Source organism: Enterococcus sp. HY326 (genome assembly GCF_026157065.1).
Taxonomy (GTDB): Bacteria; Bacillota; Bacilli; order Lactobacillales; family Enterococcaceae; genus HY326.
In genome coordinates, this window is record NZ_JANLGQ010000005.1 from 308,845 (window position 1) to 324,790 (window position 15,946).

The 15,946-nt window shown below is 40.0% G+C and carries 16 protein-coding genes; all 16 read left to right on the forward strand.

Annotation, left to right across the window (positions count from 1 at the left end; all coding sequences use genetic code 11):
• The first annotated feature begins 29 nt into the window (after positions 1–29).
• Positions 30–845 (forward strand): helix-turn-helix transcriptional regulator, encoded by an 816-nt coding sequence (locus tag ORH16_RS14315; protein WP_265459532.1) that lies wholly within the window; start codon positions 30–32, stop codon positions 843–845.
• A gap of 121 nt (positions 846–966) precedes the next feature.
• Positions 967–2,319, forward strand: coding sequence for a carbohydrate ABC transporter substrate-binding protein (locus ORH16_RS14320; RefSeq protein ID WP_265459533.1), 1,353 nt, complete (start codon positions 967–969; stop codon positions 2,317–2,319).
• Between the two features lie 201 nt (positions 2,320–2,520).
• Positions 2,521–3,393: a carbohydrate ABC transporter permease gene (locus tag ORH16_RS14325; RefSeq protein ID WP_265459534.1), complete on the forward strand. Its 873-nt coding sequence runs from the start codon at positions 2,521–2,523 to the stop codon at positions 3,391–3,393.
• 15 nt (positions 3,394–3,408) lie between these two features.
• The gene (locus tag ORH16_RS14330; RefSeq protein ID WP_265459535.1) at positions 3,409–4,278 is read left to right on the forward strand and encodes a carbohydrate ABC transporter permease; all 870 of its coding nucleotides are present in this window, start codon (positions 3,409–3,411) and stop codon (positions 4,276–4,278) included.
• 217 nt (positions 4,279–4,495) lie between these two features.
• Positions 4,496–6,655: a 1,3-beta-galactosyl-N-acetylhexosamine phosphorylase gene (gene gnpA, locus ORH16_RS14335; RefSeq protein ID WP_265459536.1), complete on the forward strand. Its 2,160-nt coding sequence runs from the start codon at positions 4,496–4,498 to the stop codon at positions 6,653–6,655.
• Positions 6,639–6,794, forward strand: a complete 156-nt coding sequence (locus tag ORH16_RS14340) for a DUF6903 family protein (RefSeq protein WP_265459537.1) — start codon at positions 6,639–6,641, stop codon at positions 6,792–6,794. The genes gnpA and ORH16_RS14340 overlap by 17 nt, the downstream gene beginning before the upstream one ends.
• A 412-nt stretch (positions 6,795–7,206) precedes the next feature.
• On the forward strand, positions 7,207–8,205 hold the full coding sequence (locus ORH16_RS14345; RefSeq protein ID WP_265459538.1) for an acetamidase/formamidase family protein: 999 nt from the start codon (positions 7,207–7,209) through the stop codon (positions 8,203–8,205).
• Positions 8,198–8,563: a nuclear transport factor 2 family protein gene (locus ORH16_RS14350; RefSeq protein ID WP_265459539.1), complete on the forward strand. Its 366-nt coding sequence runs from the start codon at positions 8,198–8,200 to the stop codon at positions 8,561–8,563. Before ORH16_RS14345 ends, ORH16_RS14350 begins: the two co-directional genes overlap by 8 nt.
• 242 nt (positions 8,564–8,805) lie before the next feature.
• Positions 8,806–9,522 (forward strand): 16S rRNA (guanine(527)-N(7))-methyltransferase RsmG, encoded by a 717-nt coding sequence (gene rsmG / locus ORH16_RS14355; RefSeq protein WP_265459572.1) that lies wholly within the window; start codon positions 8,806–8,808, stop codon positions 9,520–9,522.
• Positions 9,523–9,612: 90 nt separating this feature from the next.
• Positions 9,613–10,374: a ParA family protein gene (locus ORH16_RS14360; protein ID WP_265459540.1), complete on the forward strand. Its 762-nt coding sequence runs from the start codon at positions 9,613–9,615 to the stop codon at positions 10,372–10,374.
• Complete coding sequence (locus ORH16_RS14365; protein WP_265459541.1) at positions 10,367–11,260, forward strand: ParB/RepB/Spo0J family partition protein; 894 nt, start codon at positions 10,367–10,369, stop codon at positions 11,258–11,260. Before ORH16_RS14360 ends, ORH16_RS14365 begins: the two co-directional genes overlap by 8 nt.
• Positions 11,261–11,313: 53 nt before the next feature.
• A complete protein-coding gene (locus ORH16_RS14370; protein ID WP_265459542.1) occupies positions 11,314–11,502 on the forward strand; it encodes a DUF951 domain-containing protein in 189 nt (62 codons plus the stop codon).
• A 7-nt stretch (positions 11,503–11,509) separates the two neighbouring features.
• The gene (ychF, locus tag ORH16_RS14375) at positions 11,510–12,610 is read left to right on the forward strand and encodes a redox-regulated ATPase YchF (RefSeq protein ID WP_265459543.1); all 1,101 of its coding nucleotides are present in this window, start codon (positions 11,510–11,512) and stop codon (positions 12,608–12,610) included.
• Positions 12,611–12,692: 82 nt separating this feature from the next.
• On the forward strand, positions 12,693–13,382 hold the full coding sequence (locus ORH16_RS14380; protein ID WP_265459544.1) for a DUF1129 domain-containing protein: 690 nt from the start codon (positions 12,693–12,695) through the stop codon (positions 13,380–13,382).
• Between the two features lie 373 nt (positions 13,383–13,755).
• The gene (locus tag ORH16_RS14385) at positions 13,756–14,586 is read left to right on the forward strand and encodes a helix-turn-helix domain-containing protein (protein ID WP_265459545.1); all 831 of its coding nucleotides are present in this window, start codon (positions 13,756–13,758) and stop codon (positions 14,584–14,586) included.
• Positions 14,587–14,916: 330 nt separating this feature from the next.
• The gene (locus tag ORH16_RS14390) at positions 14,917–15,942 is read left to right on the forward strand and encodes an ABC transporter transmembrane domain-containing protein (RefSeq protein ID WP_265459546.1); all 1,026 of its coding nucleotides are present in this window, start codon (positions 14,917–14,919) and stop codon (positions 15,940–15,942) included.
• The last annotated feature ends 4 nt before the right edge of the window (positions 15,943–15,946 follow it).

Here is a 15,946-nt window from a genome sequence, read left to right on the forward strand (position 1 = left end):
TTTAGATTTAGCAAGAAGGGGTTGGGAGCATGAAAAAAATTGAAGATATTTTGAAGCAGATGGAGCCGATTTACATCCATCATTCCATCTACGAAAAAACCGACTGGCACAGTACGCTACATACTCATTATTTTTCGGAAATTCTTTATGTGCTGAACGGACAGGGTGGCTTTTTGGCGGATGGACAAATTACGCCAATTGAAAAGGGCAGTCTGATTGTGGTGAATCCTTATGTTTCCCACACAGAGGTCTCCAGTGAGAACACGCCTTTGGAATATTTTGTGATTGGGATTAATAAGGTTCAATTTACCAATGAAGATCAACAGAAAAATTTTTATGCCATCAAACATACTCAAGAGGTTTTTAAAAACTTAATTCCCTTGATTTTAGAAGAAGCTAAAAACGGCAACAGTCATGATTTGTGCAAGCTGCCGCTATGCCAGCTATTCTTAATTGACTTGATGAAGCTGGAGGATTTTTCTTTAGAAAATGTGGACAATAAGCGCCTGAACAAAGACGGTGCGTTTATTAAGGACTATATTGACCATCATTTCAAGGAACAGATTAGTTTGGAATCGATTAGCAATAGTTTGCATTTAGATAAGTATTACATCATTCATATTTTTAAACAGACATATAGTGATACACCGATGAATTATCTGCTGAAGGTTCGCCTGATGAAAGCAAAGGAACTGTTGATTAATACCGATTATTCAGTAGCCGAAATTGCTGAAATTGTCGGCTTCAGCTCGCAATCCTATTTTAATCAAGCCTTTAAAAAAGCCTATTCACTAGCACCGGGTAAATATCGAAAGCAGGAAAAAATTATTGCGAATTTTATTTAAAACATTATGAAATATTACTCTTTCGCAAATTAACCAATATTTCTAAAAAAGAGTGCAACTCAACTAAATAAAACGCTTACACGTTATGTTATACTGAATGCATCAAAGGGGGTAAAACTTTATGAAAAACAAGAAAATCTTATCTTTATTGGCATTATCAGCAACAGGAGTTTTATTGGCAGCGTGTGGCGGAGGCAGTGACAGTGGTAGTAGTACTGACAGTTCTGGTGGAAGTTCAAGTGATAAAACAGTTGTGAAAGTAGCCGCTTTAGAATCTGGCTACGGTGCTGATATGTGGACGGAAATTGAAAAAGCTTATGAAGCAGAAAACCCAGATATTGACATTGAATTAACCACTGATAAAAAATTAGAGGACGTCATCAGTCCTGATATGAAGGCTGGCAATTATCCAGATGTTATTTTGTTAGCCACTGGTCGGGAAGCCGGTTTAACAGAAACCTTTATAAAAGACAAAAACTTAGAAGACTTAACAGATGTCTTTGATATGACAGTGCCAGGAGAAGATGTAACAGTCAAAGAAAAATTAATTCCTGGTTTTATCGACACGTTAGCAACGAATCCTTATAACGATGGCAAAACCTATTTAGCACCAATGTTCTATTCTCCAACTGGTTTGTTCTATAACTCAGGTTTATTAGAAGAAAAAGGCTGGGAAGTACCAACTACTTGGGATGAGATGTGGGAACTAGGAGATAAAGCAGCAGCTGAAGACATTGCTTTATTCACTTATCCAACAACTGGTTATCTTGATTCCTTCTTCTTTAGTTTATTACCAGCAGTTGGCGGACCTGATTTCTATAATGATGCAATGTCCTACGTTGACGGTACTTGGGCTTCAGCTGATGCAACTGAATCCTTCGATATTGCGACTAAATTAGCATCTTATACAGCTGAAACAACACCAGCAAATGCAAATGACCAAGACTTTACTAAGAACCAACAAATGATTTTAGACAATCAAGCAATCTTTATGCCAAACGGTACTTGGGTAGTCGGTGAAATGGAAGAAGCACCAAGAGCTGATGGCTTTGCTTGGGGCATGACAGCTTTACCAGCGACAGAAGCTGGCGGCGACCAATATTCTTACACATTCTTTGAACAAATGTGGATGCCAACTGGTGCTGAAAACAAAGACGGCGGGAAAGACTTCATTGCTTGGATGTATTCAGATGCAGCGGCAGATATCTTTGCTGAGTCTGGTGCCATTCAACCTATCGAAGGCATGAGTGATAAATTAACTGGCGACAACCAATTGTTCTACAGTATTTATGACAACGGTGCTAAAGCGGTAATGGGCGGCTTTGAAAACACAGCAACTGTTGAAGGCGTCAGCATTCGCGATACCTTATTCGGTACTTATGACTCAATCGTAAGCGGCACGAAGACAGAAAAAGAATGGCAAGATGATGTAGTCAGTGTTACTGATCAATTGCGGGAAGCAGCAGAGCAATAGCTGAATAAGTTTGGAAGTGGCTGTGACTTTAGTCAACAACCCTTAATGATTCACGAATTTTCATAAGTGTGTTCTTAGCTTGTTGGCCTTTTGCGGCGAGTAGCCACTGCAACGCAGAGCGGCAAAGCACTGGAGTTCGAGAAACAATTATTAAGGCGACTGGCGTCACAGTCCCTTTTTATGAAAAAAGGTGGGATTCAGATGAAAAGAAATAAAGAAAAAAGAATTTTTATGGCTGTTTGCCTGATCCCGGCAGTTTTATTAGTCTTAATTTTTATGTTTTATCCAACATTGAACGTCTTCTATATGTCCTTGTTTAAATGGGGCGGATTTTCACCTGATAAGACCTTCGTTGGCTTAGATAATTTTAAGACGCTGCTAGGGGACATGCAATTTATTCGTTCTTTCCAAAATACACTGGTCTTAATCGTGCTTGTCACGGTCATTACCTTGAGCTTAGCACTCATTTTTGCGGGGATTTTAACCCGTGTGAAATTTAAAGGCGAAAATTTCTTTAGAATTGTTTTTTACATTCCTAATATTTTGTCAATCATTGTCATTGCGGCAATTTTTTCCGCAATTTATGATCCAGAACGGGGCTTGTTGAATTCATTGTTCAATTTGAAGACTCTGTGGCTAGGGGACCAAAATATTGTCATTTATTCCGTTGCCGGCGCTTTGATTTGGCAGGCAATCGGCTATTACATGGTCATGTACATGGCCTCCATGTCGGCGATTTCTGAAAGTGTCTATGAATCAGCTTCTTTAGAGGGAGCTGGGGCGATTCGTCAATTCTTTTCAATCACGCTGCCTTTGACTTGGAATACGATTTCGACGACGTTAACCTTCTTTGTTATTTCAACCATTAATTTGTCCTTCCAGTTAGTCAAAGCCATGACTAGTGGCGGGCCGGATGGGTCAACAGAAGTATTCTTAAGCTATATGTATAAACAAGCATACACCAATTCATCATACGGATACGGGATGGCTATCGGGGTAATTGTCTTTACCTTCTCCTTCACTTTATCTGCTGTCTTAAAACGGATTACTAAACGACCAATTTACGAATTATAGAAAGGAGACTGGCTTATGAGTAAGGGAAATAAATTATATAAAATTTTTGTCTACGTGGCATTAATTACATTAGCAGTCTCAATTCTGATTCCGATTGCTTGGGTGTTTTTAGCGTCAATTAAAGAAAATGCAGAGTTTTACGGCAATCCCTGGGCGATGCCAAAAGGCTTTTATTTCCAAAACTTTGTCGATGCCTTTGAAAAGGCCAATATGGGAGCCTACTTAATTAATTCCTTCTTGGTGACCTTCTTAGCTTTGGCAATTTTAGTCGTAGTCGCATTACCAGCGGCCTATGTCTTGGCCCGTTTTAAATTTAGAGGCCAAGGAATTTTAAATAATTTATTTATGATGGGGCTGTTTATCAATGTTAACTACATCGTGGTTCCAATCTTTTTGATGTTGTTGGACGGAGATAATTTCTTGAGAAATCTGACGGGCAATGGCTTCTTTTTAAATAATCTATTTGTCTTAGCCTTGATTTATGCAGCAACGGCGCTGCCATTCACCATTTATTTATTATCCAATTACTTCCGCACCTTGTCTTCAGCCTATGAAGAAGCGGCTTATATTGATGGAGCGGGTTACTTTTCCACCTTTATTAAAGTCATGGTGCCTTTAGCAAAACCAAGTATTATCACAGTTATCCTGTTTAACTTTTTAAGCTTCTGGAATGAATATGTCATCGCTTTAACTTTGATTACTCAAGATGACAAGAAAACTTTGCCAGTTGGCTTGATGACCTTGATGACTGGTCAGCGGGCAGCTGCTAATTACGGCCAAATGTACGCCGGATTGGTAATTGTGATGCTGCCAACCTTAATCCTTTACATGATGGTTCAACGCCAATTAACCCAAGGCATGACCGTCGGCGGGAACAAAGAATAAGAATGAACCTGAAAATTTGATTGGCTTCAGCAATTGAGACGTGCACCTTGTCTTAAACTTTCTGATTTATTTGCAACTAGCATTGTTTAACAGCGGGAATTTAGGAAGAAATTCAACTGGATTGTCGCTAGAGGCTCAGCTAATTTGTGAATGTTTTAAAAAAGTTTGTTGCAGCTGCCAGTCATTTTCTTAAAACCAAGTAGGAGGAGCAAACGCCATGAGTAAAGGACGTGTAACGATTCCCAGCGAAGCCAATTTCTTTGAAGAAACAAAGCGCTTGATGGAGCTGTGGGGTGCAGATGCCATTCGAGATAGCGATGGCACAAAATTAGATGAACAATTAAAAACGATTGGGGCCAAAATTTATACCACTTATTTTGTCGCCCGCAGTCATAATGATTTTATTGAAAAATTTCCAGAAGAAGTTCAGCAGATGTATCTGATGAGCGAGCGGACGCTGGCAACTGAGACTACATTAGTCATTGACATTACTAAAGGTTATTTGACTGAACAAGTCACGCCAAATCCAGCAGTCGATGTCAAAAAGTATTGGGAAGTGATTGACCGAACCACTGGTGAGATAGTTGCGGCTGAGCAATGGCAGGTGTCTGCTGATTTTACAGAAGTGACGATTCAAGACGCCATTCCTTATCATGAATATACAGTAGCTTATTTGGCTAGTATGATTTGGGATCCAACGCAAATGTACAATCACATCACCAACGATTGGGGAGATAAGCCCCATGAAATTCCTTTTGATGTACGACAACCGCAATCCAATCAATTTATGTCCAGCTATTTAGAAAAATGGCTGGCGGAAAATCCTGATGTCAACGTGGTGCGCTTCACGACCTTCTTCTATCATTTTTCTTTAGTATTTAATAATCTCAAAAAAGAAAAATTTGTTGACTGGTTTGGCTATGGGGCGACAGTTTCTGTCAAAGCCTTAGAGGATTTTGAAAAAGCTAAGGGCTATGCCTTGCGCCCGGAAGATTTTGTTGACGAGGGCTATTACAATTCAACCTTTAGAGTGCCGAGTCCAGCCTATCTGGATTACATTGATTTCATTCAAAAATTTGTGGCGGATGAAGCCCGCAAATTAATTGAAATCACCCATGATGCCAATCGGGAAGCGATGATGTTTTTAGGAGACAACTGGATTGGCACGGAGCCTTATGGAAAATATTTCGGCGACATCGGTTTGGATGCCGTCGTGGGTTCAGTCGGCAACGGCACGACCTTGCGAATGATTTCAGAAATTCCCCACGTAAAATATACGGAAGGTCGCTTTTTACCATACTTTTTCCCAGATACTTTTTACGAGGGCAATGATCCAACGATTGAAGCCAAGGAAAATTGGCTGACGGCACGGCGGGCTATTTTACGCAAGCCGGTGGACCGCATCGGCTATGGTGGTTACCTTAGCTTAGCCAATCAATTTCCTAAATTTGTCGATTATGTGGGAGAGGTGACTGAAGAATTCCGCAATATTTACGATAAGATTGCCGGTAAAAAAGCCTATACGGGTGTGACGGTCGGCGTCTTGAACGCTTGGGGCAAACTGCGCTCGTGGCAAACACATATGGTCGCCCATGCTTTATGGTACAAACAAATTTATAGCTACACGGGTATTTTAGAATCTTTAAGCGGTCAAAAAGTCAACGTGGTCTTTATGGATTTTGAAGATGTAAAAAATGGCGCCTTGAAGGATGTCGATGTAGTCATCAATGCCGGCATGGCCGGCACCGCTTATTCTGGCGGTGACAAATGGCTGGATACAGAATTAGTCGCACAGCTAACTAAATGGGTAGCAGACGGCGGTGGCTTTGTCGGCGTCGGTCAACCGAGTGCCGCTTTGAAAAATGGCCGTTTCTTCCAAATGGCTCACGTCTTAGGTGTCGACCAGGAGCTTGGCTTTAGTTTGTCCACGGATAAATATTTCAAAGCCACTAGTGTTGATAGTCAAATTGATGTCTCGCAATTTACCGATGGCGAGCCAGTCTGCCACATCTATTCGCTAGCAGCTGACACGGAAATTTTGTTGGAGGATCAAGATGACATCAAAATTTCGGTTCATGATTTTGGCAAGGGTAAAGGCATTTATCTTTCCAGTCTACCTTACACGCCGGAAAATGCTCAGCTGTTGCTAAAATTATTATTTAAAGCGGCTGGCAAGTCTGCTGAATTGTATCAATGGTACGCGGAGAATCCGGCGGTGGAAATTCATTATTATCCAGAGGTGCAGGAATATGCCATCGTCAACAATACCGACCTGCCGCAACGCTCAGTCATCTATGTCGATAATCAAGTGAAAGTTGTAGAATTAACGGCCGGCGAGATTCGATGGGAGGCAAGCAAAGATGAAAACAATCATTAAAGTCATTTTATTCTTTGTCTTTTTAGCGATGATGATTATGGGTCAAAAACACGTAGGCTATCCCGGCCTCGGTGTAATGATGCTAGGACTCATCGGCTTATTAGGACTGTTGTGGGATTACAACCGCAAATATCAATAATAATACAATCACGTTAATCGAAGTGGCGCTTCTACCCGCCACTTTCCATTATACTTTGGCTCAGGAAGCCGCCCCCTTTTTACAAAAGGCTTCCTGAGTCTTTTTGTTTTCAATCAGTGTTGCTGAAACAAAAGCAGTTGCAAATTTAAGCAGCGCTTCCACTTTTTTGGAAGGCTATTTTTTGCCTTAAAGGGAATAAAAATTCTAAGAGAGGAGAAGCTGAGTGTACCAGAGGTTTTTTTGGCGGAAATTTTTCATAAACAATCTTCTGAATTTACTGATGAGTAGTAGTTTGCAATTACCAGAATAGTTTTGAACAGGAAACAGGGCTTCTGTTACAGTTTTTTCACAGGCAAGTGCTATAATTTAGAAAAAGTAGCTCTTTAAAAACTAGCAGAGAGAAGTGGTTCAAATGTTAGAAATTCCTTCAACACCGGAAACCGTGCGGGTCGGCTATTTAGATCCAACGGCGGCAAGCATTGCTGAGGTTGCCAGTGGGACGACTGTCAGCTATGTCAATACTTGGACTCATTGGGGCAACGGGGCAACTTACGGAATGAATTTTGCCGAGCGGGAGCCTTTGCGACATCAATTTCCGAAGGGCCCTTTTTCAATGGTAGGGCCAGTCAGTGTGACGGATGCACAGATGGGGGATACCCTTGAAATTAAAATAAAAAAGCTGCGGCCGATTAGCTGGGGTTGGAATTCTTTTCCCTTAGGCGTTGGGGCGTTGCCAGCGGATTTTACGGAACCTTATCTGCACTATTTTAAATTTAACGAAGCTAGAACTCATACGCATTTTGTCAAAGGGGTTAGTTTTCCTCTAAAAACTTTTTTAGGCTATGTGGCACTTGAACCAGCTGGTGATGAGGAAACTAGCGGAAATTTTGCAGGAAAATTTGGCGGTAATTTAATTTATCCCGACTTAGGCGTGGGCACGTCATTATTTTTACCAGTATTAAAACCCGGCGGTCGGTTGTGGATTAGTAATGTTAATGCTCGGCAGGCAGGGGGTGTGGTGGACCAAACCGGTATCGAAACCGCTGCTGAACGAATTGATTTAGAATTAAGTTTGCATAAAACGACGATTGATTTTCCGATTGTTGAAACGCCAACTCATTGGGTGGTCTTTGGCTTTTCCGACGACAATTTAGATGAGGCTTTGGTCAATGCCGTCAGAAATGTGATCAGCTGGTTGTCTGGGGCAACAGACTTAGATAAATCAGAAGTCTATGCGCTGTCTTCCATGTTAGTCAATTTTGAGGTCAATCAGTATGCCAACCAAACCCATAGCGCCTATGCCACCAAGCCGCCTAAAGCTGTGCAGGCGCTGATTCCGAGAGATGTTTTTGACCAACATCTACAAACACATATCAATATTTCCTTGAGGGGAGTGGCCAAAAATGACTGACTTTGAATTGATTACCAATTTAATCAACCAAGCTGACCAATTAGCCAGCGAAAAAAATGTTGCCGCCTATCTGCAATTGTTCACGGAAAATGGAGCGATCACTGGAGCTGAAGGAACTGCACAGGGCCAAGGGGATTTGGAAAAATTTTTAACGAAGACCTGGGAAAAAGAACCTTTGACCCAACACTTGACAACTTCTGTTATAATAGAAGACATTAGTGCGACCAAAGCCCATGCTAGTTCGGCTTTGCTGATTGTCGATACGAAAAAGTTGAAAATTCTCGGCGTCAATCAAGTAGAGCACACGTTAGTTAAACAAAATCAGAAATGGCAGTTTAGTCACCGCCTTATCAAGTGACTAGGAAAAACCAGATGACTGTCGGATAGATGGCCTCTGGTTTTTTTATTTGCAAGAGCTGAACCACAGCGGGTTAACTGCGAGCGGAAAAAGCTCAATTCAAACAAAAATTTTTCCCGGTAAAGCAGCGGGCCAAAAGAATTTTTAAGAAGTTTTAAAAACATTGCTTACAGCGGCAATATGCGTTAAAGTAGGAAAGAACCGTGAAACATTTTTTTGTTTCACAGAAGAAAGGAACGACTATGACACCTGAAGAATTTCGTCAGCAAATGACCCAGCAAGGCTTCATCTTGAGCGAGCGGCAGATGGACCAATTTCAACAGTATTTTCAATTGCTAGTAGAATGGAATGAAAAAATAAATCTGACCACGATTACCGTAGAAAATGATGTCTATCTCAAGCATTTTTATGATTCGGTGATGACGGCCTTTACACCGCAATTTTCTGGTACAGGAAGTCTTTGTGATGTCGGCTCTGGTGCGGGCTTTCCTAGTATTCCTTTAAAAATTATTTTTCCGGATTTGCAGATTACGATTGTCGATTCTCTTAATAAACGAATTAATTTTCTAAAGACAGTCGCAACGAGCTTGCAACTGGAGGGTGTGTCTTTGTACCACGACCGAGCAGAAACCTTTGGTCAAAACAAGGCGTTTCGTGAGAGCTTTGATTTTGTGACTGCCAGAGCGGTGGCCCGTTTAAATGTTTTAGCGGAATTATGTTTGCCGTTAGTTAAAAAGGACGGCTACTTTTTAGCTTTAAAGGCGGCTAAAAGCCAAGAGGAATTGACAGAGGCGAAGCCGGCGATTGCTTTATTGGGGGGCAAAGTCATTGAAGAAATTGACTTGGCGTTACCACAAACGGGAGACGAGCGGCATATTTTGGTGATTCAAAAGAAAAAAATCACCCCAAAGAAATATCCCCGCAAGCCCGGCCAGCCGAATAAGCAGCCGCTTCAATAATTTTTTGCATTTTTGGATTAGACGCATTTATTCACGGGGATAAATGTTTACATAGCAGTGACGTGACATCAATATAGGAGGACGTAGAAAATGGCACGAATTATCTCAGTAGCGAATCAAAAGGGCGGTGTGGGGAAAACCACCACGACAGTCAATTTAGGGGCTTGTCTGGCGTATAATGCCAAGCGGGTTTTATTGGTAGATATTGATGCTCAGGGCAATGCCACTAGTGGTATCGGCGTGCGCAAACCTGATGTCGCCCAAGATATTTACGATGTCTTGGTGAATGAAACGCCGATCAGAGAAACGATTTTACCGACTTCTCGTGAGGGGTTATCAATTGTACCGGCGACGATTCAGCTGGCAGGTGCAGAAATTGAATTAACTTCTATGATGGCTAGAGAGACTCGTTTAAAAACAGCTTTAGCCGAAATCAGCGATGATTACGATTATATATTGATTGATTGCCCGCCTTCGTTAGGGCATTTGACGATTAATTCTTTTACGGCCAGCGATTCAATTTTGATTCCGGTTCAGTGTGAGTATTATGCTTTAGAGGGGCTAAGCCAGTTGTTAAACACGATTCGCTTGGTTCAAAAGCATTTTAATCCAGAGCTGAGAATTGAAGGCGTCCTGTTAACAATGTATGATGCCCGCACCAATTTAGGAGCAGAGGTCGTTGAAGAAGTCCGCAAGTATTTTAGAGAAAAAGTCTACGACACAATTATTCCCCGCAATGTCCGTCTGTCAGAAGCACCGAGTCATGGTTTGTCGATTATCGATTACGATATCCGCTCCCGCGGGTCCGAGGTTTACCTATCATTAGCAGAGGAAGTGTTAGCCCATGAGTAAAGGAAAAGGTTTAGGTCGTGGAATTGATGCCTTGTTTGAGAATTTTGCTGATTTGGAAAATGTCGACGTGCAAAAAGAAGAAGTCATCAATATTCCTTTAAGTGATTTGCGGCCGAATCCTTACCAGCCCCGCAAAACCTTTGAAGAGGCTTCTTTACAGGAACTAGCTAACTCGATTGAACAATCGGGAGTCTTTCAGCCGATTATTGTTCGTAAGTCGGCGGTCAAAGGCTATGAAATTATCGCAGGCGAACGGCGCTTCCGGGCGTCCAAACTAGCCAACAAAGAAACCATTCCGGCCATCGTGCGGGACTTTACCGAAGAAGCGATGATGCAAGTGGCGGTGTTGGAAAATCTTCAGCGGGAGGATTTAAACCCGATGGAAGAAGCCGAAGCCTATGACATGCTGATGAAAAATTTAAAGTTGACGCAGGCGGAAGTGGCGGAGCGCTTAGGTAAGAGCCGCCCGTACATTGCCAATTATTTGCGACTCTTGACCTTGCCTAAATTTGTTAAGGATATGGTTCAAGAGCAGCGCTTGTCGATGGGACAGGCTCGGACTTTATTGGGCTTGAAAAACAAAGACTTGATTGTTAAATTAACCAATCGGGCCATCAAAGAAAATTTGACGGTGCGGCAATTGGAACAAATTGTGACGGACTTAAATGAAAACAAAGAAAAGGCTAAAAAGAAAACGCCGCGTCTGGTAAAGGAAAAACCTTATTACCTGAGAGAGAGCGAAGAACGCCTGATGGATAAATTCGGCACCAATGTCGAAATCCAAGAAAAAGAAGGCAAGGGTCGCATTGAAATTGAATATTTATCCGCCTCTGATTTAACACGGATTTTGGATATTTTAGATGTCCATTTTGACGATGAGGCTTAAAGTAAGAAAAAGATAAATTTTTGCGGTTTTATAATGAAAAAGGAGGAGTCCTCATGTATGATTTAGGGGATGTCGTCGAAATGAAAAAACCCCACGCTTGTCAAACCAATCGCTGGGAAATCATTCGGATGGGAGCGGATATCAAAATCCGCTGTCTACATTGTCAGCATATTGTCATGCTGACTCGACGAGACTTTGAAAAGAAATTAAAAAAAATTCTAGAGAAAAAAGAGAAAGAGTGAAGAATTCATGGCATTAACTGCTGGTATCGTTGGCTTGCCGAATGTCGGTAAATCAACTTTGTTTAACGCAATTACAAAAGCTGGAGCAGAAGCAGCAAATTATCCTTTTGCAACGATTGACCCGAACGTTGGTGTGGTAGAGGTTCCGGATGAACGCCTGCAACGCTTAACAGAACTAGTACATCCGAAAAAAACAGTGCCGACAACTTTTGAATTTACCGACATTGCCGGCATCGTCAAAGGCGCCAGCAAAGGCGAAGGTCTGGGGAATCAATTCTTAAGCCACATTCGCCAAGTGGATGCCATCTGTCATGTGGTTCGCTGTTTTGATGATGATAATATCACCCACGTCGAAGGTCGGATTGATCCCTTAGCCGATATTGACACGATTAATTTGGAATTGGTGCTGGCGGATTTAGAATCTGTCAACAAGCGCTATACTCGGGTGGCCAAAGTTGCCAAGACTAAGGATAAAGACGCCGTCGCTGAACTGGCTATTTTAGATAAAATCAAACCAGTTTTAGAAGAAGGTATTTCTGCCCGCAGTATTGAATTTACAGAAGAAGAAGAAAAATTAGTTAAGAGCCTGTTTTTGTTAACGACAAAACCAGTTTTATATGTTGCTAACGTTGCCGAAGATGAAGTGGCGGACAGCGACAGTAATCATTATGTGCAGGAGGTCCGCAATTTTGCGACTTCTGAGAATGCTCAAGTAATTGTTGTCAGCGCCAGAGCGGAAGAAGAAATTGCTGAATTAGACGATGAAGACAAAGCTGAATTTTTAGAAGCGTTAGGCATTGAAGAATCTGGTTTGGATCAATTGATTCGAGCAGCCTATGATCTCTTGGGCTTGGCGACTTATTTTACCGCCGGCGAACAAGAAGTGCGGGCTTGGACCTTTAAAAAAGGCATGAAAGCTCCGCAAGCAGCAGGGATTATTCATTCTGACTTTGAACGGGGCTTTATCCGAGCGGAAACAGTTTCCTACGATGACTTGAGTCATTATGGCAGCATGCATGCGGCAAAAGAAGCCGGCAAAGTTCGTTCTGAAGGCAAAGAATATGTCGTTCAAGACGGCGATGTTATGCTCTTCAGATTTAATGTGTAAAAACGCGGGCACTGAGGGCTATTCTATGCTAGAATAGGCTTTACGAAATCCTGTCGGCTTGTTTGTGAAAGGGGAACAAAGAATGGAACCAGAGAAGTTACGTGAATTTGTTAGCGAAAATCGTCAATGGGAAGAACAATTGACGAAACGTAACGAACAATATATCTTTGACTTAAAAAAATCAATGAATGCGGCAAATTTATCAGAAGCAGATCAGGCAGAAGCTTTGCATGACATTTTGCCCACCTTGGTGGAAGGTCAGAAAAAAGGCATCACGGCCCGTCAATTATACGGTACAGTTTCAGAATCAGTGGAACAAATTATGAACAAACCCAAAGAATCAAAAGTCAGCGCACCTGTCATGATGTGGCTGGACAATTTCTTATTATTTTTAGGAATTTTCGCTGCCATCTTTGGTTTGATGAATCAATTTGCCGCTTCCAGCAATAGTGGCAGCTTCGGCTTAGTCACTTTGATTGTCGGTGCCGCAGCTGGGGGCTGGGTGATGTATTTAATGTACAAATACGTTTACCAATATGACCGTCCCGGTGCTGATAAAAGCAAAAAACCTAAAATGTGGAAGTCCATGCTCTTGATGGTGGGAGCCACACTAATTTGGTTAGTCGCTTTTACAGCTTCAGGTCTTTTACCAGCCGTCATTAACCCAGTATTAGATCCAATCATTATGTTAGTGCTCGGTGCTGCCGTGTTAGGTTTGCGTTGGTACCTGAAAAAACGCCTAGGCATCGTCGGTATGTTCTCGATGCGTTAAGCAGGCAATAAAAATTTTATATTGAAATAGAATCCAAAATTCTTTTTCGCAGCTGTTGAGTAGAACAGCTGCAAGGAGGGTTTTGGATTTTTTTGTTGCACTCACTACTTATTCATATAATGGTTTTCGTATCTTCAGGCGTAACATGGATAAAGCACAGTTGCCGTTGATACTCTTTTAACCTATTTAGAAAAAGCCACTGAAATGAACGGGAAATCGCCATTTTTGTGGCTTTTTTGCCTTGTCAAGCTCATACTAGGTAGAGGGGAAATCAACTAGTGATTAAAATTTTAATAGATAGCTAACTTGTATTTGAAATTTGCAAAAAAAGAAGCATCTGAAAGCATAAAAAGTAACAGAACGGAGGTTTAATGTGTTCACTGATACAGAAATCGGAAATACACTAAGATTTATCAGAACAAACAAGAATATTTCATTAAGTACTGTGTGCCAAGAAGATATGAGTCGCTCTTTTTTATCTAAAGTCGAGCGAGGTGCATCTAAAATAAGCCTCGATAAATTTTTGATTGTTCTAAATCGTCTTAATGTTGATATGGAGGAATTTTTATTTATTTTAAGAGGAAATAAAGATTCTGAAGAGAATGACTACTTAAATGAAATTCAAAGTTATTTACACAATCGAGATGCTCCGGCCCTTGAATCAAAGCTGAAGCAAGAAGAGGAAAATGAGAATGACTTTGGGAAAATTATTATGACGGCAGCCTATCTAAGCATTGTAAAAAAAGAAAATTTGCCTCCAAAATATTACGATAAATTACTAGATTATTTATTTTCGGTAGATGAATGGGGTCTGTATGAATTGCGGCTTTTCGCAAATTCGATTAACTGTCTACCTGTTGATAATTTAATAATTCATGGTCGTGAAATTCTAAAAAACTCAGACCATTTTATGTCAAATGAGAAACTTTATATAGGATTTATTTCTATATTACTCAATATGATTGAGCGGTGTTTACAATGCAACGAAATTGGCATAGCGGAATATTTTATTAATGAACTTAGAAAATTTCCAATACTTGAGGTTTTAGTAATTCAAAATTTATCCTTCCAATTTTTCACTAAATATATTGAGTATACTAAAGATAATAGTCTCTATAATGACTGTGCTGAAACTTTACAACTTATAAAGGATGTGGGTCTCTCTAGTCTATATAATGATTTTGCAATTTTTTTGAATGAATAATCAAATGAGAATGTGTTTCATATATGATACAAAACTAAAATAAGGACTCTATATTTTACATTTATATAGAGCTCTTATTTTTTTTGTATTATGAGTATCATAGCTAAGGAGGATAGCTACATTGCTTCACACCAGAAAAATCCTTTTCAATTAAGCTTAGCCACAATTTTAATTTCAATTTATAAACGCTAAGTTTGTTGAGATATAAGGTGGATGAACTCTGCATATATCTGCCCTATCGTTATGAGGAGAATCTATCAAAAATGGAACCTTGTAATTCTTTGATACTTGGCATTTTTAAAAAGATAGAATATCACAATTTGAAATGAGGTGATTCCAATTAGAAAGTATCTATTACAATATAAAAAAGAAAATCTGTTGATAATTTTTTTGATTTTATTAACTTCTAGCATTTTAACTTATACATCTTTAATTCATATGTATGCATTTAATGAGTTACTAACAGGAAATATAACAAATTTTATTTATTGGTATCTTGGGGATGCTTTTCTATGGATAAGTTATTTGCTGCTATCCTACTATTTAACAATTTTTCAGGAGCAGGTTATTCAAAAAATGATTGTTGCTACCCGGGCAGATATTCTGTCCTGCATTTCTGAAGTCGAGTATGAGGATTATCATAAGCAAACTACAGGGACATACATATCATGGCTTAATAACGATATGAATACTATTGCTCAATCGGGATTTAAAAATTTATATTCATTGATATCAGCAATCTTCCTTACTATAACTTCCGTAATTGTTTTATTAAGTTTAAATATTTGGATTATGTTAGGAACGCTAGCATTAACTTTTTTAATTATCTATACACCTAGATTATTCAATAGATACTTAAAGAAAGCTATGGAAAGATTCACCGAAAACAACGCTATATTTGTCGGAAGGTTAGAAGATACCTTGAAGGGCTATGATACATTATTTTTTTCTAATCATCTAAATTACTTAATATCAAAAATAAATCAGGCCTCTAATGAAATCGCGGAAAGTAATGTAGACTATACTCGAAAAAGTTCTGTAGTGAGTAATTCCATAGCACTGATTAGCATTCTTGCCCAGATAATTATTAGCTTTTTGACTGGTATCCTCGCACACTTAGGACAGATAATTTTTGGCTCAGTCTTGACGACAGGCAGTTTAGCAGGAAATGTCTTTTCATCCTTATCACAAGCCCTGTCTTATAAAGTATCAATCGACTCTGTAGAGGTAGTTTTTGAAAAATACAATCAATACAGAGACTTAGTTCCCAATAAACAGATGCAAACAATTATTAAAAATAGTGATTCAGAAATATGCTTAAAAAACATAACCTATTCATATGATGATAAAAAATAATTAA